Here is a 24,100-nt window from a genome sequence, read left to right as displayed (position 1 = left end):
CTGCTCTGGTTTCAAAGGGGTTACGTAAGAAAAGGGCGGAAGGGTCGTGATGTGATTCCCTGCAAGCTTAGCCAGCACAAGGCTGGATGATCAAACCCCGATAACCATGCTGGTAAAAACGGCAATTTCCGCTGGCCTCAATTGGGATCGTCGAAGTCACGCCGTGGATCATTCTGTGGAGGAATCGGATCGTCCTGTACCGAACAAACTGGTCAACACAAAAGATTTCAAAAATGACTTAAAAAGGTCGTTGACCTGATATGCAAAGATACGTCAGATTGTATGGGCCGAACAAAGCGCCACTACATCTGGTATGAAAACCGGAGCGGGCGCAGGGCAGGGACGGAACGCACACAAGTTCAATTGTGCAACCGCAATGGTGGTATCGCGCTCATCCGGGTTGCGAGCACCCCTTTGCGTCTGTCGAGTTCGGCGTCGTTGCTGGCTTTGCATTTCCAAGGCCGCGGCGAGGGTTGACGGACATTAAAAGGCGGCGGACATGAAGATTGAAAGAAAATTTACGAAATCGGGGCAGGATGCGTATGCAGAGCTCGATTTCGTCTCGGCAACGTCCGAGATTCGAAACCCTGACGGCACAATTGTTTTTCGTCTGGACAATATCCAGGTCCCATCAAGCTGGAGTCAGGTCGCCAGCGATGTCATCGCACAGAAATATTTCCGCAAGGCTGGCGTTCCCAGCAAGCTGAAGAAGGTCAAGGAAAAGGATGTTCCCGAGTTCCTGTGGCGCTCAGTCCCGACTGACGATGCCGAATTCGAAGGTGAGACATCTTCGAAACAGGTGTTCGACCGTCTGGCGGGCGCTTGGGCCTATTGGGGCTGGAAGGGCGGCTATTTCTCGACCGAGGAAGACGCGCGCGCCTACTTTGACGAGATGCGCTATATGCTGGCGACACAGCGCGCCGCGCCGAACAGTCCGCAATGGTTCAACACGGGTCTGCACTGGGCTTACGGGATCGACGGCCCGGCGCAGGGGCACCACTATGTCGACTACAAGACCGGCAAGCTGACCAAATCGAAATCCGCTTACGAACATCCGCAGCCGCATGCCTGCTTCATCCAGTCGGTCGATGACGATCTGGTGAACGAAGGCGGTATTATGGATCTTTGGGTGCGTGAGGCGCGTCTGTTCAAATACGGCTCGGGTACCGGCACCAACTTCAGCCATCTGCGGGCTGAGGGCGAGGCGCTGTCGGGTGGTGGCAAATCCTCGGGTCTGATGGGCTTTCTCAAGATCGGCGACCGCGCCGCTGGCGCGATCAAATCAGGCGGGACAACCCGTCGGGCAGCGAAGATGGTAATCGTCGATGCAGATCATCCGGATATCGAGAAATTCATCGAATGGAAGGTGATCGAAGAGCAGAAGGTGGCCTCGATCGTTGCCGGATCGAAGATGCACGAGAAGATGCTGAACGGCATTTTCGAGGCCATTCGCAGCTGGGACGGAACGCAAGAAGATGCGTATGATCCCAACAAGAATGACAGCCTAAAAGTCGCTGTTCGTGAAGCGAAAAAAGTCGCAATCCCCGAAACTTACATCAAGCGCGTTCTGGACTATGCGCGGCAGGGTCACGACAGCATCGAATTCCCGACCTATGACACCGATTGGGATTCGGAAGCCTATAGCTCGGTCTCGGGTCAGAACTCGAACAACTCGATCCGCGTGACCAATGCGTTCCTGACTGCGGTCGAAAAAGATGCGGATTGGGAACTGATCAACCGCACCGATGGTTCAGTTGCCCGTACGGTCAAGGCGCGCGATCTGTGGGAAAAGGTCGGTCACGCCGCATGGGCCTGCGCCGATCCGGGCATCCAGTTCCACGATACCGTCAACGAATGGCACACATGCCCCGCAGATGGTGAGATTCGCGGCTCGAACCCGTGTTCGGAATACATGTTCCTGGACGATACGGCTTGTAACCTGGCGTCGATGAACCTGCTGACCTTCCTTAAGGATGGTGAGTTTCAGGCGGCGGACTACATGCATGCCTCGCGTCTGTGGACCCTGACGCTGGAAATTTCGGTGACGATGGCGCAGTTCCCGTCCAAGGAAATCGCGCAGCTGTCCTATGACTTCCGCACCTTGGGTCTGGGCTATGCCAATATCGGCGGTCTGCTGATGAACATGGGCTACAGCTACGACTCGGATGAGGGTCGGGCCATCTGTGGCGCGCTGACCGCGATCATGACGGGTGTGGCCTATGCAACCTCGGCCGAGATCGCCGGTGAGCTTGGTCCGTTCAAAGGCTATGAGCGCAACGCAGATCACATGCTGCGCGTGATCCGTAACCACCGCCGTGCGTCGCAGGGCGTGACCGATGGGTACGAAAAGCTGGCGGTCAAGCCGGTGCCGCTGGATCACGGCAACTGCCCGGACAAACGTCTGGTCGATCTGGCCATGTCGGCCTGGGACGAAGCGCTGAGCCTTGGGGAGCAAAACGGTTATCGCAACGCGCAGGCGACCGTGATAGCGCCGACCGGCACGATCGGTCTGGTGATGGATTGCGATACCACCGGGATCGAGCCTGACTTTGCTTTGGTGAAGTTCAAGAAACTGGCCGGGGGTGGCTACTTCAAGATCATCAACCGCTCGGTGCCGTCTGCGCTGGAAAAGCTCGGTTATTCCTCGTCGCAGATCGAAGAGATCGTGGGTTACGCTGTCGGTCACGGCACCATCGGCAACGCGCCGGGGATCAACCACACCTCGTTGACCGGTCATGGCTTTGGCCCGAATGAACTGGCGAAAGTGGACGCCGCGCTGGAAAGCGCCTTCGACATCCGGTTCGTGTTCAATCAGTGGACATTGGGCGAGGACTTCTGCACCGGCGTTCTGGGCATCCCGGCGACCAAGCTGAACGACCCGACCTTTGATCTCCTGCGCCATCTGGGCTTTACCAAAGCCGATATCGACGCGGCCAACGATCATGTCTGCGGAACCATGACGCTGGAAGGCGCGCCGCATCTGAAGGAAGAGCACTATTCGATCTTCGATTGCGCCAACCCGTGCGGCAAGAAAGGCAAGCGTTTCCTTGGGGTTGATAGCCACATCACCATGATGGCCGCGGCGCAAAGCTTCATCTCGGGTGCGATCAGCAAGACGATCAACATGCCGAATGACGCAACCATCGAGGATTGCCAGAAGGCCTATGAACTCAGCTGGTCGCTGGGTGTGAAGGCCAACGCGCTCTATCGTGACGGCTCGAAACTGTCGCAGCCTCTGGCGGCGGCGCTGGTCGAGGATGACGATGAGGCGGCAGAAATTCTGGAAAGCGGATCGACGCAGGAAAAAGCCGTCGTTCTGGCCGAAAAGGTGATCGAGAAGGTTGTGGTCAAGGAGATGATCCGCAGCCATCGCGAGAAACTGCCGCATCGCCGCAAGGGCTATACCCAAAAGGCGATCGTGGGTGGCCACAAGGTCTATCTGCGCACCGGTGAATTCGAAGACGGGCAACTGGGTGAGATTTTCATCGACATGCACAAGGAAGGTGCGGGCTTCCGGGCGATGATGAACAACTTTGCCATCGCCGTGTCGGTTGGTCTGCAATACGGCGTGCCGCTGGAAGAGTTCGTGGATGCCTTTACCTTCACCAAGTTCGAACCGGCAGGGATGGTGCAGGGCAACGATTCGATCAAGAACGCGACGTCGATCCTGGACTACATCTTCCGTGAACTGGCCGTGTCTTATCTGGACCGCACTGATCTGGCCCATGTGAAACCCGAAGGCGCGAGCTTCGATGATCTGGGTCGTGGAGAGGAAGAAGGCGTTTCGAATGTCGCCGAAATCAGCGAAAGTGCGGCGTCCAAGTCTTTGGAAGTGTTGAAGCAAATCAGCTCGACCGGGTATCTGCGGAAACGTCTGCCGCAGGATCTGGCGATGTTCAACCCGCAGGCCGAACTCAACGGTATGTCCGAACCGGCAGCCGTATTCGAAGCGCCAACCGAGACGGCCGTGGCGACAGGCATGGACGCACGGACCAAAGCCAGAATGCAAGGCTATGAAGGCGACCCTTGCGGCGAATGCGGAAACTACACGCTGGTGCGCAACGGCACCTGCATGAAGTGCAACACCTGCGGCGCGACAAGCGGGTGTAGCTAAGTTCAGCACCCCGGCAACCCGGGGTGCAGGGGTCGGATAGCTGCCACAGGTACCGACCCCGACGAATACGGAGCATGGCGCTGAGACTTACCATCTAAGCCATGTTCCACTCGGCCGACATGCCCGTGTTGGCCGGGAACAGGGTGGGGCGGAATATTTGCTCTTTCCCACTCTCTCACGGGACGGGTGCGCTCGTCCCATGCGACGTCCAGGCCGCAGGCAAAACAAACTACCGGGCGGTCAACGAATGGAGCTTGGATGGCGAAACTAACAGGGGGCTTCGGCCCCCTTTCTTTTTGTCCAAAGACCGGTCTCTAAGCTGAGTTTTGCCAGATCACCTAAAGACCGTCGGGCAAGTTCTGCCGAGGCGCGATGGGGGATTTTTGCCCGGCAACAAGCCGCAGAGGCGACTCGGTCAAACACGCGGAGATTGGCGCGAAGCGGGAGTGATCTCGTTAAACGGGTGGCGTCTATCCAGTCCTGAGGTTTCTTGCGCTCGTTCGGACGCAAAATCCAAATATTCACTCAGGAGGCAAACTTATGACACCGAAACATCTGACCGCTCTGGCGGCTGTTGCACTCGCACTGCCCACTCTGGCCGCTGCGCAATCGGCTGCAGACGCAAATGGAGACGGCGTGCTGACCATTGAAGAGGTTCAAGCCGTCGTGCCTGAAGTCAGCGCCGACACGTTCTCAGCGATGGATGCAAATGGGGATGGCGCATTGGATGCGGATGAAATCGCCATTGCGCAAGAAGCCGGATTGCTGCCCCCAAGCAATGGCTGATTGCTGAGAAAATTTAGCGGCCCGAGTAAAATCGGGCCGCTTTTCATCGTCTTACAACGGCAAGTGAATGTTGAACTTGGCGCGAATTTCCGCGTCCAGCAGAGGATCGAAATTCGCCGCAGACGGGCTGGAGAGGATTTCGTTCTTCCGCGCGATGGCTTTTTCGATCAGATCAGGCTTGTCCAATTCGGCCCATTCCTTGGGTGAGGTCCGGTCGCCGAAGGTCGGATACACATAATCCGCCTGCATCCGGCTGAGCGTCGCATCTGTGCCCAGATAGTGGCCGGGGCCGCCCATGCAAACCTCGGCAATCTGATCCAGCGCCAGCGTTTCGTCCGACACCTCGATCCCACGCACGCAGCGTTGCGCCTGTCCGATCAGGTCATCGCCGAGGATCAGGCTTTCAAAGCAGAAACCCAGCAGTGACGCATGCATGCCTGCGGCTTCATAGATCATGTTGGCGCCAGACAGGCCGGTCATGACGTTGGAGCACATCTGCTCCCACCCGGCCTGCATATCGGGCAGTTTCGAATCTGACGCCCCGGCGGCCGTGCCACCCGGAAGGTTGTAGAAATTGTGCATCTGCGCGCAACCCGCGCTCAGCAGTGCTTGTTCACCCGATCCCACGGACATCGCGCCGGTGCGCAGGTCCAGGCCGAAGGGCCATGTACCAAAGACGGCGGGCGCGCCGGGCACCACGGCATTGACGTAAACCAGACCGGCCAGGCATTCTGCGGTCGCCTGTGCGATGGCGCCAGCGATTGTTGAAGGTGCGGTTGCTCCGGCCATGCCAGCGGACAACAGCAGGACAGGCATTCCAGCTTTGATCACTTCTTCCATGACTTCGCAGCTTTCGGTTGCGAATTTCATCGGCGGCACGACAAAGCAGTTCGAGTTCGAGATAAACGGACGCTCGCGCCATTTGTCCTCGCCCCCGGCGATCATGTGGATCATCTCCATCGCCGGGGCGACGTGGCTGGGTTCGGTGAAGGATGTGCCGATGTGTTTGAACGTGCCTGAAGACACCGCGTAGATCGTGTTCAGATCCATCTCGAGGTTGTCGGCGATGTCACGGCACACCATGGGGCGCTGAACGAAGTGGATATTGTCCAACTGATCACAGATGCGAGACGCGTCGTGCAAGTCCTGTACGGTAGAGTCGCGGTAGTTTTTCCCGTGAACATCCACCATGCTGACCGCCGCACCGGCGGTGCCGTAGTGAACCTTGGTTCCGCTCAGCTCCAGATCGGTCTTGCCGTTTCGACTATACAAAGTGACCGAGCGGTTCGCCTTGGCGATGGTGTCTTCGACCAATGCACGCGGGAAACGAATGCGCCCATCGTCGCCCAAAGTGCAGCCAGCACCCACCAGATAGTCGACACCGCTTTGCGGTGCGTCCGCCAACCCGATGGTTTCCAGAGCCTGCAAGGCGGCTTCGTGAATACGCTCCAATTGCGCTTGGGTCAGGGGTTTGTAAGTGCCCCCCTCCATTCCGGGGCGGACCGGGCGCAGGTGGTCGGGCAGGGCCGCGGCGCGGGCGGCGCGGCGCGCTGCGCGCCCGCCAGATCTTGCAGAGCTGCGAGTTTGTTCGTTCATTCTTGGTATCCGATTGTGCAGGTGATTGAGATAGCGTTCAAAATCAGACCTGTGCCGGACGCCCCCGTGCCGCACGCCCACGATCCGCACCAATTGTGCGACTGATCAGGTGAATTTTCCAAACGTCGTTGGGCATTCAGTTCCTCGAACTTGCAAATCCATACTGAGGGGCAGGAAAAGTAAATCTGTTCTGTTTGCGACCTTGCTGTCAATTATCTTGCTTTCCCGGTCGTGTGACGTTTGCCCATTGTCTTTTCCACAGGACTGCATTTATGGTGTCCCGACGGGCTTGGCGATTTTTGCGCCCTTAAGACCCGTTTTTTTGAGTTTCGCTGCTGTGCCGCATGTGATGATCAGTCTTTCACGGCATCGCAGACCGATTGTGCCCCGTCGGGGCAATGGAGTGCCTGAGCCTGGGACATACCAGGCGAAAGGAATAAATGGGCAGGCAGCGGCCATGATCGCGCCTGTCGGAGAAGAACCGCGATGACGCGCGCGCAACGTTTGAGAGACCGGGCAGGGGGCCACAGCGCCAGACCCTGCCGCGCGCCGTCTGATATCGCCCGTACAAGACACCTCCCCAAATGTGCCTGTCCACCTGGATGGGTCAGGACAACGCGTTTGGCGCGGTGCATCAAGGACACATGGCTAAGAAAATGCTTATCGATGCCACCCACACCGAGGAAACTCGGGTTGTGGTGGTTGACGGAAACAAGGTCGAGGAGTTCGATTTTGAATCCGAAAACAAACGCCAGCTTGCTGGCAATATCTATCTAGCAAAAGTTACCCGGGTTGAACCGTCGCTGCAGGCGGCGTTCGTAGACTACGGCGGAAACCGTCATGGTTTCCTGGCGTTTTCCGAGATTCATCCCGACTATTATCAGATCCCCGTCGCCGACCGTGAGGCGCTGATGGAGGAAGAGCGCGCCTATGCCGAGGCGATGAAAGCGCGCGATGAGGCTGAGGAAGCCAAGCCGAAAAAGCGCCGCCCGAGGTCGCGCAGCAAGGCAGCGGACGTCAAGTCGAATGACCCGGTCGAGACAATGGATGTCTCGTCCGAGCCGACTGGCATGGAGACCATTGATCTCGACGACAGCGAAGAGAACAATGACCTTTCCGTGCCGGAAGGGACCTCTCCGATGGAGACGGTCGCCGAGACACCGGTGGAAGAACCGTCTGAGGATGACGCGTCTGACGCTCCGGTTGCTGAGGAAGGGACTGCTGAAGAAGAGACCACTGAGGTCAAGGCTGATGAGGCCGAGACTGTTGAGGTGACCACTGACGAGCAGGCCGAAACCGAGGCCGAAGAACAGTCCGAAGCTGTAGCTAAAGTGGAAGAAGCCGAGGCTGACTCTGAGGACGCCGCACAGGCTGAGCCTCAGGCAGAAACCTCCGAAGCGGAGCCTGCCGAAGGCGACGATGCAGACGAGGATGAGAAAAAGCCGGATGCGACCGCCAAGGATGATTCGATTGAATCGGTCGCGGATGAGGATGACAGCGAGGATATCCGCCCTCCGCGCAAGCCGCGCCCGCGTCGTTACAAGATCCAGGAAGTGATCAAGGTGCGTCAGGTTCTGCTGGTGCAGGTCGTCAAGGAAGAGCGGGGCAACAAAGGGGCCGCGCTGACCACCTATCTATCGCTGGCTGGTCGCTATTGCGTCCTGATGCCCAACACAGCACGTGGCGGCGGTATCAGCCGCAAGATCACCAATGCACCGGACCGCAAGAAGCTGAAGGAAATCGCGGCCGAGATCGACGTGCCAACGGGCGCGGGTCTGATCATCCGGACCGCAGGCGCCAAACGCACGAAATCCGAGATCAAGCGCGACTATGAATACCTGCAGCGCATGTGGGAACAGATTCGCGAGCTGACTCTGAAATCCATCGCACCCGCAAAAATCTATGAGGAAGGCGACCTGATCAAACGGTCGATCCGTGACCTCTATAACCGCGACATCGACGAGGTTCTGGTCGAAGGCGAAGGCGGCTATCGCATCGCCAAGGACTTCATGAAGATGATCATGCCGTCCCACGCCAAGAACGTGAAACGGTACGAAGACGCGCTGCCTCTGTTCGCGCGCTATCAGGTGGAAAGCTATCTGGCCGGGATGTTCAACCCGACCGTACAGCTGAAATCGGGTGGTTACATTGTGATCGGCGTGACCGAAGCACTGGTAGCGATCGACGTGAACTCGGGCCGGGCGACCAAGGAAGGCTCGATCGAGGAAACCGCGCTCAAGACCAACCTTGAGGCCGCCGAGGAAGTGGCGCGTCAGTTGCGTCTGCGTGACCTTGCTGGTCTGATCGTCATCGATTTCATCGATATGGACGAGCGCAAGAACAATTCGGCCGTTGAAAAGCGGATGAAAGACAAGCTCAAGACCGACCGCGCGCGTATTCAGATGGGCCGCATCTCGGGTTTTGGCCTGATGGAAATGAGCCGCCAGCGTTTGCGCCCCGGCATGCTAGAAGCGACAACGCAGCCGTGCCCGGCCTGTCATGGCACCGGTCTGATCCGCTCGGACGACAACATGGCGCTGTCGATCCTGCGTCAGATCGAAGAGGAAGGTACCCGCCGCCGCTCACGCGAGGTCCTGGTGCGCTGCCCGGTCAGTATTGCCAACTACCTGATGAACCAGAAGCGCGAACATATCGCTCAGATTGAGTCGCGCTATGGTCTGTCGGTGCGGGTTGAAGGGGATATGCATCTGGTCAGCCCCGATTTCTCGCTGGAGAAGTTCAAGACCGCCAGCCGGATTGTGCCCGAAGCGACTGCTCCGGTTGTCTCGGTTGACGCATCGCTGATGGATCTGGTCGACGCGACCGAAGAGGAAGAGACCGAAGAAGAAGCGGTTCAGGCTGAAGAAGAAGCCAAGCCCAAGCGCAAGCGCCGTCGTCGTCGTCGCAAGAAGGGCGGTGGCGATCAGCAAGAGGCTGAGGCATCGGATGCGGCAGAAGACACTGCTGCCGAAGCTCCTGCGGAAGAAGCCAAGACGGAAGACGCCGCAGAAGCATCTGACGCGGAAGAAAAACCCGCTAAGCCCAAGCGTCGCCGTGCGCCTCGCCGCAAGAAGACCGACGTGGAGGCTGAGGCGCAGGACGCCGCTGATCAGGGTGCTAAGGCTCAGGAAGAGGTCCCGGCAGCAGTTGAAGTGACCGCTGAGCCTGCTCCGGAACCGGTGGAAGTCGCTCCGGCAGAAGTCGCTGAGGTTGCAGAAGCCACTCCGGAACCGGTGCAAGATGCCGAAGAGCCTTCTGAGGCTGTTGCAGCGACAGAGGCTGCTGAGACGGTGGATGCAGAAGAGCCGGTTGACCCTCAACCAACTGAGGAGCCCACCCCGGTTGAAGAGCCTGCTGAGGTTGAAGTTGCACCCGCGGTTGAGGAAACTCCTGCTGAACCCGTTCTGGAAACGGTTGCGGAAGAGCCGGAACAACCGGCTGAGCCGCCCAAGCCAAAACGGCGCGGCTGGTGGTCGCTGGGAAGCTAAAATGAAAAGGCGGGCTTGCGGCCCGCCTTTTTCGTTTTGACTGTACGAGGCTTAGCCGGCTTTCTGGATCAGATACACCTGATGGCCGTTTTCCTCGTCTTGCGACAGCAGGGTATGGCCACTTTCCGAGCAGAAATGCGGGACATCAATAATCGCCGCAGGATCATCCGCCAGCACGCGCAATATTGCGCCACCGGGCAAGGATTTCAGCCTTTTGCGTGCTTTCAACACAGGCAAAGGGCACAGAAGGCCCAGGGCATCGAGGGTTTCAGTAGGGTTTGACATAAGGCTCAGATATTTCGCGCAAGGCTCAGTGTCCAGCGCGCAACCACGAGGATGTGACTGAATAGCCCCGTGACGAAACCGTCTTCATACCATATGTGCTGAAACATGTTCGGAATAGATATCATCGACGCGGGTCTGCTGCCCGCCATGTTCATCGCCCTGATCGGCGGTTTGATCAGCTTTCTGTCACCCTGTGTGCTGCCCATCGTGCCGCCATACCTGGCGTATATGAGCGGCGTCAGCATCAACGAGATGCAGGATCAGGCCCGCGCTCGGCGCAAGGCGACTTTGACCGCCTTGTTCTTTGTTCTGGGCCTGTCGACCGTGTTCCTGCTGCTTGGCTTTACCGCCTCGGCCTTCGGGGCGTTTGTTCTGAAAAATCAGGTGCTTTTTGCCAAGCTCTCGGGTGCGGTGGTGATTGTCTTTGGCCTGCACTTTCTGAACGTTTTCCGCATCCCTCTGCTTGACCGTGAAGCACGGGTTGAAACCGGAGACTCCGGCGGTTCAGTCTTTGGCGCCTATGTTCTGGGTCTCGCTTTTGCCTTTGGCTGGACGCCGTGCATTGGCCCTCAGTTGGGTGCGATCCTGTCGCTGGCTGCGTCTGAGGCATCGGTTGCGCGGGGTACCTTGTTGTTGGGTGTCTATGCGGCGGGTCTGGGTATACCGTTCCTGCTGGCCGCAATGTTCCTGAACCGTTCAATGAGTGTCATGAACCGGATCAAGCCTTACATGGGCACGATCGAGAAGGTCATGGGTGGGTTGCTTCTGTTCGTTGGCATCATGCTGATCACCGGCCTGTTCACCGAATTCAGCTGGTGGCTGCTGGAAACCTTCCCGGCGCTGGCGGTTCTGGGCTGATCCACCTTACCTTGGCCGCAATGCTGCGTTAACCTGCGCAGCAGAAGGTAAGGCCATGAGCAGTCAGATAAATCAGCCACAGCTGCGCCGGCGGCATGTGTTTTACATTCCCGGCTACGACCCGATCCCCGCGCGGCGTTACCGCGAGTTGTACCGGACTGAGTCGCAAGCGCAGGCTGAAATCTCGGGATATCAGATCACGCTTGCGCCCAAGACGGGCGATGGCCCGTTTGGCTGGCATGTTTCCTCTGTTCAGGATGGGGTTGAGGTTCAAACGGATATCGAGGTTCTGGTCTGGTCCGATATCGTGCAGGACAGCATGTCGCGCTCGATTCTGGCGACCTATCGCCAGCTTGGCCAGACCGCGTGGACCTATATCTCAACAGGAACGTTAAAGAGGCTTCGGCAACTCAGAAAAGGCCCAGTGATTGCGGCGCTCTATCCGGTGGGGATGCTGCTGCTGCAACTGCTCGCCGCCGTTTTCGTCGTGATACTTTCGGTCATTCTGGTCGGAGGGTGGGGGCTGCTGCCCGGCATGGCTTTGGCCTATGGCCTTCTGCTTTGGTTTCGCAAAATCGACAATCGGCTTTTCGCGTATTACCTGATGCATGACTACGCCTATTCGGCGCAGTTGCAGGGCGAGACGCCAGACAAGCTCCGACATCGTCTGGAAGGGTTCGCGGAGTTGATCGAGGCCGCGCTGGAAACGGATGTGGATGAGGTTCTGGTCATCGGCCACAGTTCAGGCGCGCATCTTGGGGTTTCGGTTCTTGCGGATGTTCTGGGCAGACAGAACAGAGGCCGGGACCGGCCGGTATTGTCGTTTCTAACGCTTGGGCATGTGGTGCCGATGGTCTCGTTCCTGCCCAAAGCGGTGAAACTCAGGTCGGACCTTCAGTATCTGTCCACGCAAACGGCTTTGACGTGGGTGGATGTTTCAGCCCCCGGCGATGGCTGTTCTTTCGCCCTATGTGATCCGGTCGCCGTCAGCGGCGTCGCTGGTCCAGACAAGAAATGGCCTCTGGTCCTGTCAGCTGCCTTTACCCAGACGCTGTCACCCGATCGGTGGAAAGCCCTGCGGTGGAGGTTCTTTCGGCTGCATTTTCAATATCTTTGCGCCTTTGACCGACCGGGAACCTATGACTATTTTCGCATCACTGCCGGCCCTTTGACATTGGCAGAACGGTTCAAAGGCCGCGCGCCGTCGAACAGCCGGATCGAGATGCCGGTTTCCAAATACACGGATACGAGCCGATGAAGCCGCCCAAGCCGCAATCCCGCCCGGATCGAGTCTCTCTCTGGCGCTATCTGAAACTGTTCCGGCAGGATCTGCTGTCGGCGCAGCCTCAGCGCCTCTATCGCGCGTGGATGGCCGAGTTTCGCACGCCGTTCTTCCGGTCCTTCATGATCAATCAGCCGGATTTGGTGGATGAGGTCCTCAAGAAACGCCCTGATGATTTTCCGAAATCCAACCGCATAAGCGAGGGGTTGCGGCCGTTGCTGGGGGATTCCGTGTTTCTGACCAACGGCGCGACATGGAAACGCCAGCGCCGTATCATTGACCCCGCATTTGAGGGCGGTCGGCTGAAGGATACGTTCCCGGCCATGCGCGCCGCCGCTGACGCTTGTGCGGATCGGCTGCGCCCCATGGCGGGGGCACAGGTCGAGTGCGAACAGATCACCAGCCATGCTGCCGCCGATGTGATTTTCCGAACCCTGTTTTCTGTGCCCATCGAACACGACATTGCCGCGCAGGTATTTGACAGGTTCCGAGCGTATCAGCGCGAGCAGCCTTTGTTGAACCTCGCCGCCTTCGTGCCGCTCCCGCGTTGGTTGCCCCGGTTTCACTCGCGAAAGACGCGTGGAACCGCGCGAGAGATCCGCGCCCTGATTGCCAAACTGACGAAAGATCGGGCTGCGGCGATTGCTGCGGATCGCGCGCCCGATGATTTGGCAACCAAGATCATGACGACACCGGACCCGGACACCGGCAAGTGTTTTGAACCGGAGGAGATGGTCGATCAGGTTGCGATCTTCTTTCTGGCCGGACACGAAACCAGCGCCTCAGCACTGGCGTGGACGCTCTACCTGATGGCGCTGTACCCCGAGTGGCAGGAGAGACTGGCGAAAGAAGCTGAAGCGCTTGAGGATCGGTCCTTTGGGGTGATGTCCAAGCTGAGGCTCAGCCGGGATGTATTCCGCGAGGCCCTAAGGCTCTATCCGCCGGTGCCGATGATGGTCCGGCAGGCCAGTTGTCCCGAGAGGTTTCGCAACCGGGACATTCCAAAGGGAGCGCAGATCGTGATCAGCCCGTGGCATCTGCACCGGCAGGAGCGGCTGTGGGACAACCCGGATGGTTTCGATCCCACTCGTTGGGGCACGGAAAACGGTAAAACGTGCCAGCGAGAGGCCTATATCCCGTTCTCAACCGGCCCCCGCGTTTGTCCGGGTGCCGGTTTCGCGATGGTCGAGGGGCCTTTGATCCTGTCCACGTTGCTGCGCCATTTCAGATTCGAAACAATCCCCGACAAAACGCCTGTTCCGGTGGCTCATCTGACGGTCAGATCGCGAGATGGCATTTGGTTGCGCGTGGTTGAGCGCTAACAAACTACCATCACCCGGTACTGTGCTGTATGCGGTGAAGGAAATCGGAATCAGTCTTGAACGGGAAAATACTATGTCCAAAGCAGAACAGCGCGCGCAGATGTCAGACGGAGCAGGCTTTATTGCAGCACTGGATCAAAGTGGCGGATCAACCCCTAAAGCACTGGCGCTTTATGGTGTGGACGCGGCGCAATACGCCTCGGAAGAAGAGATGTTCGGCGAAATCCAGAACATGCGCGCACGGATCATCCTGGCGGATGACTTCACCAAGGACAAAGTAATCGGCGCGATCCTGTTCGAACGCACCCTTGGCGAATCGATCGACGGCCGCAAGGTGGCTGACTATCTGTGGTCCGTAAAAGGCATCGTTCCGTTCCTGAAAATCGACAAGGGTCTGGAAGACACTGCAAACGGTGTGCAGATGATGAAGCCGATCCCGGGGCTGGCCGAAACTCTGGCCCAAGCAGAAGGCGTGTTTGGCACTAAGGAACGCTCGGTTATCCACGAAGCCAACGCCGAAGGCATCGCTGCAGTTGTTGCCCAGCAATTCGACGTGGCCCGCGTTGTGACCGACGCCGGCATGGTGCCGATTGTCGAGCCTGAGGTGAATATCAACTCGGATACCAAGGCCGAGGCCGAGGATATCCTGAAAGCCGAAATCCTGAAAAACCTGGACCAACTGGCCGAGGGGCAGGAGGTCATGCTGAAACTGACCATCCCAAGCGCTGCGAACCTCTATGACGAGTTGGCGGATCACCCGCGTGTTCTGCGTGTCGTGGCCCTGTCGGGTGGTTACTCGACCGAGCAGGCCTGCGATCTGCTGGGTCAGAACGGCAAGATGATCGCGTCTTTCTCGCGGGCGCTGACCGAAGGGCTTTCGAAACAGCAATCGGATGCCGAATTCAACGCGGCCCTCGGCAGCAATATCGACAAGATCTTCAAAGCGTCGGCATAACGCTTAGACAGGTTTGACGAAATCGCGGCGCATCTGTGCCGCTTTTTCCCGGCTGATGCAGCCCATTGCGTGATCATTGATCAGCCCCATCGCCTGCATGAAGGCAAAAACGGTGGTGGGGCCGACAAACTTCCAGCCCCGCTTCTTCAGGTCTTTCGACATCGCCACTGACTCGGCTGAGGTGCTGGCGGTCTGTGGTTCTGGCGGTGAGGTCGCTTCATACCGCCAGACATAGGCCGCAAGGGAACCCTCCTGCGCCACCAACTCCTGTGCGCATCTGGCGTTGTTGATCACAGCTTCGATCTTGCCGCGATGGCGGATGATGCCTGCATCTTGCAATAGACGTTCGATATCTGCCTCAGAAAATTCTGCCATCCTATCGAAATCAAAGTCGCAAAAGGCCCGACGGAAATTCTCGCGCTTGTTCAGGATCGTGCGCCAACTGAGGCCGGATTGAAAACTTTCAAGACACAGTTTTTCGAACAGTCGTCGATCATCGGACACCGGGTAACCCCATTCTGTGTCGTGATAGTCGAAGAACTCAGGCGCTGCTTGACACCACGCGCATCGGGCAAGGCCATCAGGGCCCAAAACGGTTTTGCTCATGAATGTACCTATTTTGTTCTTAGTCAGGATACACTCAGAACTTAGGTTGAGACAAGCGTCAAAGCTTGTCGCGGTACCAGTTCAGAACAAAAACACGAATGGCCGATGCCAGCCCTGTATCAGGGTCGCGTGCGACATCAATATCTGCAGCCAAAGCATTGATGGGCTGTTGTTTTTCCTCGGCAATATCGCGAAACGCGCGCCAGAATTCATCCTCAAGCGAGACCGATGTCCGGTGCCCCTTAAGGGTCAGAGAGCGTTTGACCGGTCGTCCGCTCATTCATCCAGCTCGTGATTGTCCAGATCGCGGGTCTGCTTGTCTTTTTGCAGCTTCACGACCTGTTTTTCGGCTTTGCTACGCCCGAAGGCGACCGCATTCTGATCCGCGCGGGCCTTTTTTTCGGCCCGCGTTTTCTCTTTCCGATACCGGTTCAGGTTGACCGGCTTTCCCATCAGTCTTTCGGACCGATCATCTGTTCGGGGCGCACAACGGCGTCAAAGGTTTCTGCATCGACAAAGCCCAGCGCGATGGCCTCTTCCTTGAGGGTGGTGCCGTTCTTATGCGCGGTTTTGGCAACCGTGGTGGCGTTGTCATAGCCAATGGTCGGGGCCAGAGCGGTCACCAGCATCAGCGATTCCTTCATCAGCTTTTCGATGCGCGGCTCATTGGCCTTGATGCCCAGCAGCATCCGCTCGGTAAAGCTGTCGCTTGCGTCGCCCAGCAGTTGGATCGACTGCAGCAGGTTGTAGGACATCATCGGGTTGTAGACGTTCAGCTCAAAATGGCCTTGCGAACCGGCGAAGGTCATCGCGGCGTTGTTGCCCATCACATGTGCGGCGACCTGGGTCAGCGCCTCGGCCTGTGTCGGATTCACCTTGCCGGGCATGATGGAGGAGCCGGGCTCGTTTTCCGGCAGGATCAGCTCACCCAGACCCGAGCGGGGACCGGAACCGAGGAAGCGAATGTCGTTGGCAATCTTGTAGCAGCTACCCGCAATTGTTGCCAAAGCGCCCGACATGAAGACCATCGCGTCATGGGCTGCCAGGGCCTCGAACTTGTTGGGCGCTGTGACAAAGGGCAGGCCGGTGATCTCGGCCATGTGTCCTGCGACGGCTTCGCCCCAGCCGTTCTGCGTGTTCAGGCCAGTACCCACGGCCGTACCACCTTGCGCCAGCTCATAAATGCCGGGCAGGGCGGCTTGCACGCGGGCGATACCCTGACGGATCTGATGGGCATAGCCGCCGAATTCCTGACCCAGGGTCAGAGGCGTCGCGTCCTGCGTATGCGTCCGGCCGATCTTGATGATGTCTTTGAATTCTGCCGCTTTCTGCTCCAGCCCGGATGCCAGTTTCTCAAGCCCCGGCAGCAGGACGTCGCGCACGCTCATGGCGGTCGCGATATGCATGGCGGTCGGGAACGTGTCGTTCGACGACTGGCCCATGTTGCAGTGATCATTGGGGTGAACCGGGTCTTTCGAGCCGATCACGCCGCCCAGTATCTCGATCGCGCGGTTTGCGATTACTTCGTTGGAGTTCATGTTGGACTGCGTGCCCGAACCGGTCTGCCATACGACCAGAGGGAAGTTGTCGTCGAACTTGCCCTCGATCACCTCACCAGCGGCCTGAATGATCGCGTCGGCGATTTTGGCGTCCAGCTTGCCGGTCGCCTTGTTCTCCATCGCGCAGGCTTTTTTGATCACGCCCAGCGCGCGCACGATGGCCACGGGCTGCTTCTCCCAACCGATGGGAAAGTTCATGATCGAGCGCTGTGTCTGAGCGCCCCAGTACTTGTCGGTGGGAACCTCAAGCGGGCCAAAGCTGTCGGATTCGGTGCGGGTCTGAGACATCGGGTACTCCGTCTGGTATGCAGTTGTATGCCGTTTAGCCAAGGCAGCGCCGCAACGCAATTGGCCAGTTGCGCGCAGCTTAAACTCAACAAAACCCAAGGTATAGGCGCAAGGCGGGTGAAATTGTTCCAATCACGTACGCAAGCCCATTGTGCGCGCCTGCCGCTGAGCTACAATGTGTAAGTGGCCATGGTGGAGGATGAAATGCCAATGTCAGTTCGGATGATCCCGTTGAAAACCATGCTGTTGGCCATAGGGTTGATCCTGCTTGGAACGCTCGTGAACGCTGCGAATATCGCGCCATTCGTCGGGAATTACACCGGGTCGGCCAAAGTTGTTGACGAGGATGGATCTGCGACACCTCGGGATATGAGCGTGTCGATTCACGAGATCCGCAACGGGTTCAATGTCAGCTGGACCACTACGACCTACAAGCTGGACGGGCGGGTCAAGCAACAGAAATTTTCGGTGGATTTTGTGCCCTCGGATCGGCCCGATGTGTTTTCGGCTGCCATGCAACGGAACGTGTTCGGTCACGAGGTGCCGCTGAATCCCATGAAAGGTGAGCCCTTTGTCTGGGGTCGGATCGAAGGGGACACGCTGACCGTGTTTTCCTTGTTTATTGATGCGCAGGGTGGCTACGAGTTGCAGCAATATGATCGTACTCTGGCCGAAGGCGGGCTGAACCTGTCTTTCTCGCGCTTCATCAACGGAAACAAATCCCGCGCGGTCGAGACCTTTCTGCAAAAACAATAAGCTCCGCGACGGGCGCGGGGCTTGATTGCCTATTTGCGAAAACTGTCCAATGAGACGACATCGGCGTCGCGCTGGATCTCGGGCTCTTCAACCTCGATTGTCTCTTCTACGAAATCCTCGTCCATATCGTCATCCTCTGGGCCTTCAAAACGCAGGCCGAATTCAACGGACGGGTCCACGAAGGTCTTGATGGCCGTGTAAGGGATGTAGAGCGGTTCCGGCGCGTCGCCGAAATTCAACGTAATGGCAAAGCCGTTTTCGCCGACCTCAAGGTTTTCGAACCAGTGCTGCATCACGATCGTCATCTCTTCGGGATAGCGGTCATGCAGCCAGTCTGCGATGTCGACGCCGTCTTCGCGGGTGTCGAACGTAATAAAGAAATGGTGCGCGCCGGGCAGCCCGGTTTCAGAGACGCCGGTCAGAACGGTTTTGATCAGCCCGCGCATGGCGGTATGCATCAGGTTTCCATAGTCGATGTCTTGCGACATGTGTCATCCTCGAAAGTGGTTGCCTCCAGCATAGGCGTTTTGTCTGGAAACGAAAGGGCGGGTATCGCCGGATTGATCAGAATAACTGGAGTGCGATGCCCGCGACGGCCATCAGCGCCAGAACCGATGCCATCCCTAATTTTATCCGAAAAATCAATACTCCAGCGGCGATAGTAAGGGCAGCCGCAGTGAGGTTTAGCGAGTCCCACCCAGGCAGAGGTATCGAGACAGGCCCCCAACTGTACTGCGTAACCACACCGAATAGAACGTTCAACGCGAACCACACGGAGAGGTTGAGAATCACACCTACGACTGCTGCCGTGATGCCATGCAGAGCAGCTGAGAGCCGAGGGCGCGAGGCCAGTTTGTCCAGATACGGGGCGGCCAGAAAGATCCAGAGGAAACACGGTACAAACGTTGCCCACAACGCAACCGCACCTGCGGCGAATGCCAGCGAGACCCCTCCGTTGATTTGTCCGGTCAGCATTGCGACGAATTGTGTGACCAAGATCAACGGTCCGGGGGTGGTTTCGGCAAGGCCCAAAGCGTCGATCATCTGACCGGTGCTGATCCATTGGTATTGATCGACCACTGTCTGGGTCATGTAGGCCAGAACCGCATAGGCCCCGCCAAATGTCACCGCGGCCAGACGGGCGAAGAACCATCCCAAGTCGCTGAGCAACTGATGACCGGTCATGGATAGGAGGACCAATGGTCCAAGCCAAAGCGGTACCCAAATCGCAACCGTGCGCAATGTGCTGCTAACGCTGGCATGAGAGGTGGTGTCTTGCTGCGCAACGGGTCCTTTGTACGTAACATAACCCCATAGCGCGGCCGCCAGAATGATAAGCGGAAAGGGCAGGTTGAACAGAAAAATGCCAAGGAATCCGAAACTCGCGACAAGGCGGTGTTCCATATTGGTTAGAGCCTTCCGAGAAAGCTTCAGTAGCGCCTGCAGGACGATCACGATAACGGTGGTTTTGATCCCCAGAAAACCCGCTTGCACAAGGGGCAGGGTGCCAAAGCTTGCATAAAGCAGCACCAGCGTCGCAATCACCACCGCACCCGGCAGAACAAACAGGGTGCCCGCGATCAATCCTCCGGTCACGCCGCGAAGACGCCAGCCGGCATAGGTGGCCAGCTGCATTGCCTCTGGACCCGGCAGCAACATGCATAGGGACAAGGCGCGCAAATAGGTTTCCTCGGACAGCCAGGCGCGACGGTCCACCAACTCCTGATGCATCAAGGATATTTGCGCCGCAGGGCCGCCGAAGGACAAAAGACCAATTCTGCCGAAGACCAGAACTAGGTCTCGTACCGTAGGCGTCATATCACGTCAGCCCAACGGTCAAAATACGCTCGGGCAGCTGGCTTTTTTGATCACGAAGCATGATCCATTTCCTTGCAATAACAGCCGCGCACCGAATACGCGCAGTACGTATGGCCTTAGCTATCGCGTTGGAAACTTGGGGGTCAAGGTGGCTTGGGTGTTCAGCTCCATTCCAGTTGCTGACCTGTCATGCAGACGGGCAGGGTATCCTGCGGAAACTGACCAAGCTGTTCAAAAAACGATATGAAATCGAACTGGTTGTAGGCTTCGACCATCTTGTCGCCTTTGAAGCGGGCCATGACCTGGCCCGTCACCTCCAGCGGAGCACCATTGTCAGCACGGAAGGTTTTGACGTGCAAAATGGCAGACACCCAATCCCCGTTTTCGATAATTTTTGGCAGCTCGACCGAGATTTCACCCAGAATGTGCCGGAAAGCCATCACCAGGTCGCGAAAATCATCGGCCCCAACCTGCATTTCGGGGATCAGCCCCTCGGCCATGGTTTCCGGCGCAAAGTACTGATCAATCGCATCGGTATTCCCTTGTTCCCAAACTTCGGCATACCACGCTTTCAAGATATCTGAGTGGGTCATCCCGGCCCTCCTGTCTGTCTGAGATGACTTTGGACAAAAGGGATGAATAAACTCTGAATCCGTGCGGAAATAAAAATAAAAGCAGACATAAAATGGGGGAAATGCAGGTTTCTGTTGCCAGGTACCTGCGAACCCCGCCTTACGCGGCTAGGCGCAAGGGCTTAAGTTTCGGTCTTGTTACTGCTTACGCAGCAACTGCAACCGGAGCACGATTGTCGTTTGCAATTGTACTAGTTTCGCCGGTAACGGTGGCAGACAGCCGAGACAAAGCTAACCCCTTTAGACGTTCGTCGATCCTATTTCGGCCCCCCGATCCTGAAAGTGATCCTCAAACGAAGGATGCCCCCAGAAGGTAAATGGTGGAGCCGCCGGGTACCGCCCCCGGGTCCGATCCGCTTATTACGAGCGCGTTTATGTCCATAGTCCCGAAGGACAGACCTTATATAGGTGAGGAGATTTCGGGATGCAAACCCGGAAATGACCTCCGGACACTGTAAATCACGGGGTACGGTTCAGATTTGCAGCGATCAGCCAGACGGCTAAAACCAGCTCAATTCCCCCGAAAATCACGGCTTTGGCAAGCGGTGGATTGTCCAGCAGCACCGACACGAACCGCCCCAAAGCCGCTCCGGCATAGGCGACGCCCAATATGGCATAGGCCATCGGGTGGTTCAGCCAGATCACGGCAATGCCGGTGACCACAAACAACCCTCCGACCGAGGCGCGCATCTCGCTCAGGCCCATGGTGCTGTTGGTCGGGGCCAGATCCAGCGCCGTCGCAGTGTGCAAAGGCGCGAGAAAGCCAAAGAGGCCAAAGCCGATGGTCAGCAGGGCCGCGATGACGTTGAGGATATGTACCATGATCGTGCCTTTATCCGGTTATACCGCGTAGGCGGCGTCAAAGAAGTCTTTCTCAAGCTCAACTGCCCGGTGGAACAGTCGTGTCACCTCGGCTTGCGCTTCTGGCGTCAAGGTGGGCCAGGTTTTGTCAAGCTGCCCGCGCAGATATTCGACCACGCTTTCAAAGCCTTCTCCGGCATGTAGCGTGATCCATTCCGCGAACCAGAAGGGCAGATCGGGTTTCGGCGGATTTTCCGGGCTTGCCCAGCTGAGGTAGACCCATTCGGCGACAACCAGCACTGCCAGCATGCTCTCATACCGGCCCGAAGCCGCAGCCTCGGCCATCAGGTCCTGAAACGCCTTGGTGGCGGGGGCAGGGTCGGTGCTGGGCTGGGTGCCCAGCGCCTCGAGCGAACGCAGGAAGTAGGTGTTTTCAGGCCCGGTGATCACCGCAAGAAACTGCGCGGCCGGAACGCTGTCGGCCAAGGTGGGCGCGTGTGCGATGGCGCTGGCCAGCAGGCGGACGAAGCCGTCGACGAACTGATAGTCCTGTTGCAGATACCAGCGCATCTTGTCCTCGGGCAGGGTGCCGTCTGACAGCTCGCGCGTGAAGGCATGGGTTGTTGCCGCCTGCCATTCGTCGGCCTTGCCCTGGCGCAGCATTTCCGTGGGGCGCGTGTTCTTGGACACTTCGAGAACTCCTAACTTCTTTCAAAGCAGGACAAAGCGGTTTTTCAGGACATGTGCAAGGTGATCGTGCGGTGACTAGATTGCGGACCAAAGCCCCAGCACGCCGACCAAAATCAGGCTGAGCGCCCAGATGAGTTCAAGGTTGAACCACGTGCGTGAGAGGAATTGCAGCCCAAGCCAGCGATAGACGCCAAAGGCCAGAAGGCCGCCGCCAAGGATCATCGCCGCCGTGTGCAGTGCGGCCACGGCCAGAACCAGCAGGGTGTTTGTTGTCATGATCTGAGAGATGGCCTGATGCCCGGCGTCCAGCTCATCCAAGTTGCACAGGCCCAGATAGATCGGAACCAGCATCAAGGCCGCGCCATGGGCGAGCGCGACCAGAAAGGACCACAGCGCGAGTTTGCTGGGCGGCACGCGCGACAAGAACCGAGGGTGGCTGCGTGTGACTGCAATATACAGCCCCATCGCGATGACAATCAGCGCGGCCCCGATGCGGATTTCGCGTTGGTAGTCGATCAACACGGCCATCATTGCAAATGGCAACAGGACACCCAGCATCGCGAGGAAATGACCGCCCGCTAGCGCGGCCAAGGCGCGCCACAGGGCCGATTGGCGCTGCTCCATCAAGGCGGATGAGACAGCAAGCGGCCAACCCATGCCGGGATTCAACCCGTGATAGGCGCCGCTGAGAACAACGGCCAGCCAGAGGCCAGCCGTTGATGTCATCAGAAAGTCCAACTCAGACCGAGGGGTAGCAGAAACTGTCGGTCGAACAGTCTCCGCCCTCCAGCCGGATCTGGTGGCTGCGATAGCCTTCGGGGAACTCGACCCAGAATTTGGGGTCCAGCGTCAAGCCACCGTTCTCGCCGACATCCGCCTTGACCATGGCTGCACCGCGTTCGCCGGGATAGAATTGGTCATCCCATGTGGAATAGAGCGAGTTGGTCCAGTAGACCCGCTTGCCGTCGCGGCTGATTTCGACCATCTGCGGGCCATAGCCAAAGTCCTGACCGTTCGGGTGTTTGGTCTTTTTGACGATCCCGCCAATTTCGACCTTGCCCGCGAGTGTCGGGTTCATCGGGTCCGAGACGTCATATTGGTGCATCTCACCGGTGCCCCAGCAGGCGACATAGAGGTATTTGTCGTCGAGGCTCAGGTCGATATCCGTCACCAGCGGTGGAACAGCCGAGAAACCTTTGAGCAAGTCTGGCAGGTCATCCGGGTCAGCCGGTTGCGGGTCGATGGTGATGGTTTTCTTGGCCTCAAACATGCCGTCTTCGTTTCGCCACCATGTGAAGATCGCACCTTGCAGGTTCGTTGTGTCCACAACGACGCCGCAGAACCCATACTGTTTGACCGGATCATGCGCGGGCCGGATCTCCAACGCCATCTGGTGGTTTTCCCCCAGATCAATGGTCTGGATATTGGTGCGGCTGCGCAGGTTCCAGAAATGGATGCTGTGACCGTATTTGTTCGACAGCAGGTCCTCGGCCACGATCCCGTTCTCGAACTGTGGCGGTAGACCCCATTCAGAACTGACCATGTAGTCGCGGGGCAGATTCCACCAGAAATCATAGTGCTTGTCCTGCACGCCGCGTTCGATCTCATACCGTCCGATGATCTCGAAGCTTTCACAATCCATGATGAAGATACCGGGAGGGCCGTCGGTCCCGTCCTCTCCGCCACCGCCCAAGGTGCTGACATAGATGCCTTCGGGCCCGCAATGAATGGTGTGAGGGCGTGAATACCCTGTCTTTGCAAAGACTTCTTCCGGTTCAATGATCTTATGAATTTTGGCCTCAAGCGGGTTCTTCACATCGATCACATAGATCCGGCTTGAACGGATGCCTGGAATGATCAGATAGCGCCGCTCCAGAAACGCGTGGCCCGTCAGCGGCGACAGCGCCGAGGAACAGGCGTTCCAGCCAAAGTGATGAAATTCATCGCCTTTTTCCGGCATGATGACCTGATGGACGATCTTTCCGAAATCATCAGAAGTCGGATCGACATTTACAACGGCCAGCCCGTCAGGTTGTGAAAAATCCGGGCTGAGCATCAGCGTAAAAGCAAGCGTCTCAGTGGGCCCCTCCATCGCCAGCTTGGCGGATGGGTAAAAGGTTGGGTCCGGTCTCGTATTCATAACATCCTCCCGTAAGTCATTGATATTCAATTCATTCTGAGAGTTCCGGTCTTGGTGCCGGGTGACATCCTGCCTGCTCGTGCTTCCTTTCTGCCTGTTGGTCTGCGTCAGATTTCGGGCCTGA

General features: G+C 57.8%; 21 protein-coding genes and 1 other RNA gene. 8 read left to right on the top strand and 14 right to left on the bottom strand.

Annotated features, from left to right (window positions below; genetic code table 11):
* Positions 1–499: 499 nt before the first annotated feature.
* Together AC2FD8_RS11285 and AC2FD8_RS11280 are read left to right on the top strand one after the other, a co-directional pair.
* Positions 500–4,114 carry a vitamin B12-dependent ribonucleotide reductase gene (locus AC2FD8_RS11285; protein ID WP_496856148.1) on the top strand — a complete coding sequence of 1,205 codons (3,615 nt, stop codon included), beginning with the start codon at positions 500–502 and terminating at the stop codon, positions 4,112–4,114.
* Positions 4,115–4,654: 540 nt separating this feature from the next.
* A complete protein-coding gene (locus AC2FD8_RS11280) occupies positions 4,655–4,900 on the top strand; it encodes an EF-hand domain-containing protein (RefSeq protein ID WP_496856146.1) in 246 nt (81 codons plus the stop codon).
* Between the two features lie 51 nt (positions 4,901–4,951).
* Here the strand turns inward: AC2FD8_RS11280 and AC2FD8_RS11275 are convergent, their stop codons facing one another.
* Positions 4,952–6,496, bottom strand: coding sequence for a trimethylamine methyltransferase family protein (locus AC2FD8_RS11275; RefSeq protein ID WP_496856145.1), 1,545 nt, complete (start codon positions 6,494–6,496; stop codon positions 4,952–4,954).
* Between the two features lie 644 nt (positions 6,497–7,140).
* Here AC2FD8_RS11275 and AC2FD8_RS11270 point away from each other — a divergent pair.
* On the top strand, positions 7,141–9,984 hold the full coding sequence (locus tag AC2FD8_RS11270; protein WP_496856143.1) for an Rne/Rng family ribonuclease: 2,844 nt from the start codon (positions 7,141–7,143) through the stop codon (positions 9,982–9,984).
* Between the two features lie 51 nt (positions 9,985–10,035).
* Here the strand turns inward: AC2FD8_RS11270 and AC2FD8_RS11265 are convergent, their stop codons facing one another.
* Positions 10,036–10,269, bottom strand: coding sequence for a sulfurtransferase TusA family protein (locus tag AC2FD8_RS11265; protein ID WP_496856142.1), 234 nt, complete (start codon positions 10,267–10,269; stop codon positions 10,036–10,038).
* Between the two features lie 105 nt (positions 10,270–10,374).
* Between AC2FD8_RS11265 and AC2FD8_RS11260 the strand changes: the two genes are divergently transcribed.
* From AC2FD8_RS11260 to AC2FD8_RS11245, 4 genes are all read left to right on the top strand, one after another.
* Positions 10,375–11,127, top strand: a complete 753-nt coding sequence (locus tag AC2FD8_RS11260; RefSeq protein ID WP_496856140.1) for a cytochrome c biogenesis CcdA family protein — start codon at positions 10,375–10,377, stop codon at positions 11,125–11,127.
* 55 nt (positions 11,128–11,182) lie between these two features.
* Positions 11,183–12,385 (top strand): hypothetical protein, encoded by a 1,203-nt coding sequence (locus AC2FD8_RS11255; protein WP_496856138.1) that lies wholly within the window; start codon positions 11,183–11,185, stop codon positions 12,383–12,385.
* Positions 12,382–13,731: a cytochrome P450 gene (locus AC2FD8_RS11250; protein WP_496856137.1), complete on the top strand. Its 1,350-nt coding sequence runs from the start codon at positions 12,382–12,384 to the stop codon at positions 13,729–13,731. The genes AC2FD8_RS11255 and AC2FD8_RS11250 overlap by 4 nt, the downstream gene beginning before the upstream one ends.
* Positions 13,732–13,804: 73 nt before the next feature.
* Positions 13,805–14,686 carry a fructose bisphosphate aldolase gene (locus AC2FD8_RS11245; RefSeq protein ID WP_496856135.1) on the top strand — a complete coding sequence of 294 codons (882 nt, stop codon included), beginning with the start codon at positions 13,805–13,807 and terminating at the stop codon, positions 14,684–14,686.
* 3 nt (positions 14,687–14,689) lie between these two features.
* Here AC2FD8_RS11245 and AC2FD8_RS11240 read toward each other — a convergent pair whose 3' ends face one another.
* From AC2FD8_RS11240 to fumC, 4 genes are read right to left on the bottom strand one after another with little or no spacing between them, the layout of a single operon-like run.
* Positions 14,690–15,292, bottom strand: coding sequence for a DNA-3-methyladenine glycosylase I (locus tag AC2FD8_RS11240; RefSeq protein ID WP_496856133.1), 603 nt, complete (start codon positions 15,290–15,292; stop codon positions 14,690–14,692).
* Between the two features lie 58 nt (positions 15,293–15,350).
* On the bottom strand, positions 15,351–15,572 hold the full coding sequence (locus AC2FD8_RS11235; protein WP_496856132.1) for a ribbon-helix-helix domain-containing protein: 222 nt from the start codon (positions 15,570–15,572) through the stop codon (positions 15,351–15,353).
* Positions 15,569–15,745, bottom strand: coding sequence for a DUF4169 family protein (locus AC2FD8_RS11230; RefSeq protein WP_496856130.1), 177 nt, complete (start codon positions 15,743–15,745; stop codon positions 15,569–15,571). Before AC2FD8_RS11230 ends, AC2FD8_RS11235 begins: the two co-directional genes overlap by 4 nt.
* Positions 15,745–17,139 carry a class II fumarate hydratase gene (fumC, locus tag AC2FD8_RS11225; protein WP_496856128.1) on the bottom strand — a complete coding sequence of 465 codons (1,395 nt, stop codon included), beginning with the start codon at positions 17,137–17,139 and terminating at the stop codon, positions 15,745–15,747. Before fumC ends, AC2FD8_RS11230 begins: the two co-directional genes overlap by 1 nt.
* Positions 17,140–17,379: 240 nt before the next feature.
* Between fumC and AC2FD8_RS11220 the strand changes: the two genes are divergently transcribed.
* Positions 17,380–17,895: a hypothetical protein gene (locus AC2FD8_RS11220; protein ID WP_496856204.1), complete on the top strand. Its 516-nt coding sequence runs from the start codon at positions 17,380–17,382 to the stop codon at positions 17,893–17,895.
* A gap of 29 nt (positions 17,896–17,924) precedes the next feature.
* Here AC2FD8_RS11220 and AC2FD8_RS11215 read toward each other — a convergent pair whose 3' ends face one another.
* From AC2FD8_RS11215 to AC2FD8_RS11180, 8 genes are all read right to left on the bottom strand, one after another.
* Positions 17,925–18,383: an SspB family protein gene (locus AC2FD8_RS11215; protein WP_496856126.1), complete on the bottom strand. Its 459-nt coding sequence runs from the start codon at positions 18,381–18,383 to the stop codon at positions 17,925–17,927.
* A 76-nt stretch (positions 18,384–18,459) separates the two neighbouring features.
* Entirely contained in the window at positions 18,460–19,713 is a 1,254-nt protein-coding gene (gene chrA / locus AC2FD8_RS11210) for a chromate efflux transporter (RefSeq protein WP_496856124.1), read from the bottom strand.
* A gap of 161 nt (positions 19,714–19,874) precedes the next feature.
* On the bottom strand, positions 19,875–20,306 hold the full coding sequence (locus AC2FD8_RS11205) for an ester cyclase (protein WP_496856122.1): 432 nt from the start codon (positions 20,304–20,306) through the stop codon (positions 19,875–19,877).
* Between the two features lie 100 nt (positions 20,307–20,406).
* Positions 20,407–20,779, bottom strand: a transfer-messenger RNA (tmRNA) gene (gene ssrA, locus AC2FD8_RS11200).
* A gap of 25 nt (positions 20,780–20,804) precedes the next feature.
* The gene (locus AC2FD8_RS11195; protein ID WP_496856120.1) at positions 20,805–21,167 is read right to left on the bottom strand and encodes a DUF4345 family protein; all 363 of its coding nucleotides are present in this window, start codon (positions 21,165–21,167) and stop codon (positions 20,805–20,807) included.
* A gap of 18 nt (positions 21,168–21,185) precedes the next feature.
* Positions 21,186–21,836, bottom strand: a complete 651-nt coding sequence (locus AC2FD8_RS11190) for a TenA family protein (RefSeq protein WP_496856118.1) — start codon at positions 21,834–21,836, stop codon at positions 21,186–21,188.
* A gap of 75 nt (positions 21,837–21,911) precedes the next feature.
* Entirely contained in the window at positions 21,912–22,562 is a 651-nt protein-coding gene (locus AC2FD8_RS11185) for a hypothetical protein (protein WP_496856117.1), read from the bottom strand.
* Between the two features lie 13 nt (positions 22,563–22,575).
* The gene (locus AC2FD8_RS11180) at positions 22,576–23,976 is read right to left on the bottom strand and encodes a selenium-binding protein SBP56-related protein (RefSeq protein WP_496856115.1); all 1,401 of its coding nucleotides are present in this window, start codon (positions 23,974–23,976) and stop codon (positions 22,576–22,578) included.
* Positions 23,977–24,100 lie beyond the last annotated feature (124 nt).

The organism is Ruegeria sp. YTSC192 (assembly GCF_059609705.1).
Note: the sequence above shows the minus strand (reverse complement) of the source record. Positions and strands in the feature narration are given on the sequence as shown.

What these genes read in the sequence shown, in the direction of transcription:
- AC2FD8_RS11285 (WP_496856148.1), top strand. Translation starts at nt 500, where the DNA reads ATGAAGATTGAAAGAAAATTTACGAAATCGGGGCAGGATGCGTATGCA.
- AC2FD8_RS11280 (WP_496856146.1), top strand. Translation starts at nt 4,655, where the DNA reads ATGACACCGAAACATCTGACCGCTCTGGCGGCTGTTGCACTCGCACTG.
- AC2FD8_RS11275 (WP_496856145.1), bottom strand. Translation starts at nt 6,496, where the DNA reads ATGAACGAACAAACTCGCAGCTCTGCAAGATCTGGCGGGCGCGCAGCG.
- AC2FD8_RS11270 (WP_496856143.1), top strand. Translation starts at nt 7,141, where the DNA reads ATGGCTAAGAAAATGCTTATCGATGCCACCCACACCGAGGAAACTCGG.
- AC2FD8_RS11265 (WP_496856142.1), bottom strand. Translation starts at nt 10,269, where the DNA reads ATGTCAAACCCTACTGAAACCCTCGATGCCCTGGGCCTTCTGTGCCCT.
- AC2FD8_RS11260 (WP_496856140.1), top strand. Translation starts at nt 10,375, where the DNA reads ATGTTCGGAATAGATATCATCGACGCGGGTCTGCTGCCCGCCATGTTC.
- AC2FD8_RS11255 (WP_496856138.1), top strand. Translation starts at nt 11,183, where the DNA reads ATGAGCAGTCAGATAAATCAGCCACAGCTGCGCCGGCGGCATGTGTTT.
- AC2FD8_RS11250 (WP_496856137.1), top strand. Translation starts at nt 12,382, where the DNA reads ATGAAGCCGCCCAAGCCGCAATCCCGCCCGGATCGAGTCTCTCTCTGG.
- AC2FD8_RS11245 (WP_496856135.1), top strand. Translation starts at nt 13,805, where the DNA reads ATGTCCAAAGCAGAACAGCGCGCGCAGATGTCAGACGGAGCAGGCTTT.
- AC2FD8_RS11240 (WP_496856133.1), bottom strand. Translation starts at nt 15,292, where the DNA reads ATGAGCAAAACCGTTTTGGGCCCTGATGGCCTTGCCCGATGCGCGTGG.
- AC2FD8_RS11235 (WP_496856132.1), bottom strand. Translation starts at nt 15,572, where the DNA reads ATGAGCGGACGACCGGTCAAACGCTCTCTGACCCTTAAGGGGCACCGG.
- AC2FD8_RS11230 (WP_496856130.1), bottom strand. Translation starts at nt 15,745, where the DNA reads ATGGGAAAGCCGGTCAACCTGAACCGGTATCGGAAAGAGAAAACGCGG.
- fumC (WP_496856128.1), bottom strand. Translation starts at nt 17,139, where the DNA reads ATGTCTCAGACCCGCACCGAATCCGACAGCTTTGGCCCGCTTGAGGTT.
- AC2FD8_RS11220 (WP_496856204.1), top strand. Translation starts at nt 17,380, where the DNA reads ATGCTGTTGGCCATAGGGTTGATCCTGCTTGGAACGCTCGTGAACGCT.
- AC2FD8_RS11215 (WP_496856126.1), bottom strand. Translation starts at nt 18,383, where the DNA reads ATGTCGCAAGACATCGACTATGGAAACCTGATGCATACCGCCATGCGC.
- chrA (WP_496856124.1), bottom strand. Translation starts at nt 19,713, where the DNA reads ATGACGCCTACGGTACGAGACCTAGTTCTGGTCTTCGGCAGAATTGGT.
- AC2FD8_RS11205 (WP_496856122.1), bottom strand. Translation starts at nt 20,306, where the DNA reads ATGACCCACTCAGATATCTTGAAAGCGTGGTATGCCGAAGTTTGGGAA.
- AC2FD8_RS11195 (WP_496856120.1), bottom strand. Translation starts at nt 21,167, where the DNA reads ATGGTACATATCCTCAACGTCATCGCGGCCCTGCTGACCATCGGCTTT.
- AC2FD8_RS11185 (WP_496856117.1), bottom strand. Translation starts at nt 22,562, where the DNA reads ATGACATCAACGGCTGGCCTCTGGCTGGCCGTTGTTCTCAGCGGCGCC.
- AC2FD8_RS11180 (WP_496856115.1), bottom strand. Translation starts at nt 23,976, where the DNA reads ATGAATACGAGACCGGACCCAACCTTTTACCCATCCGCCAAGCTGGCG.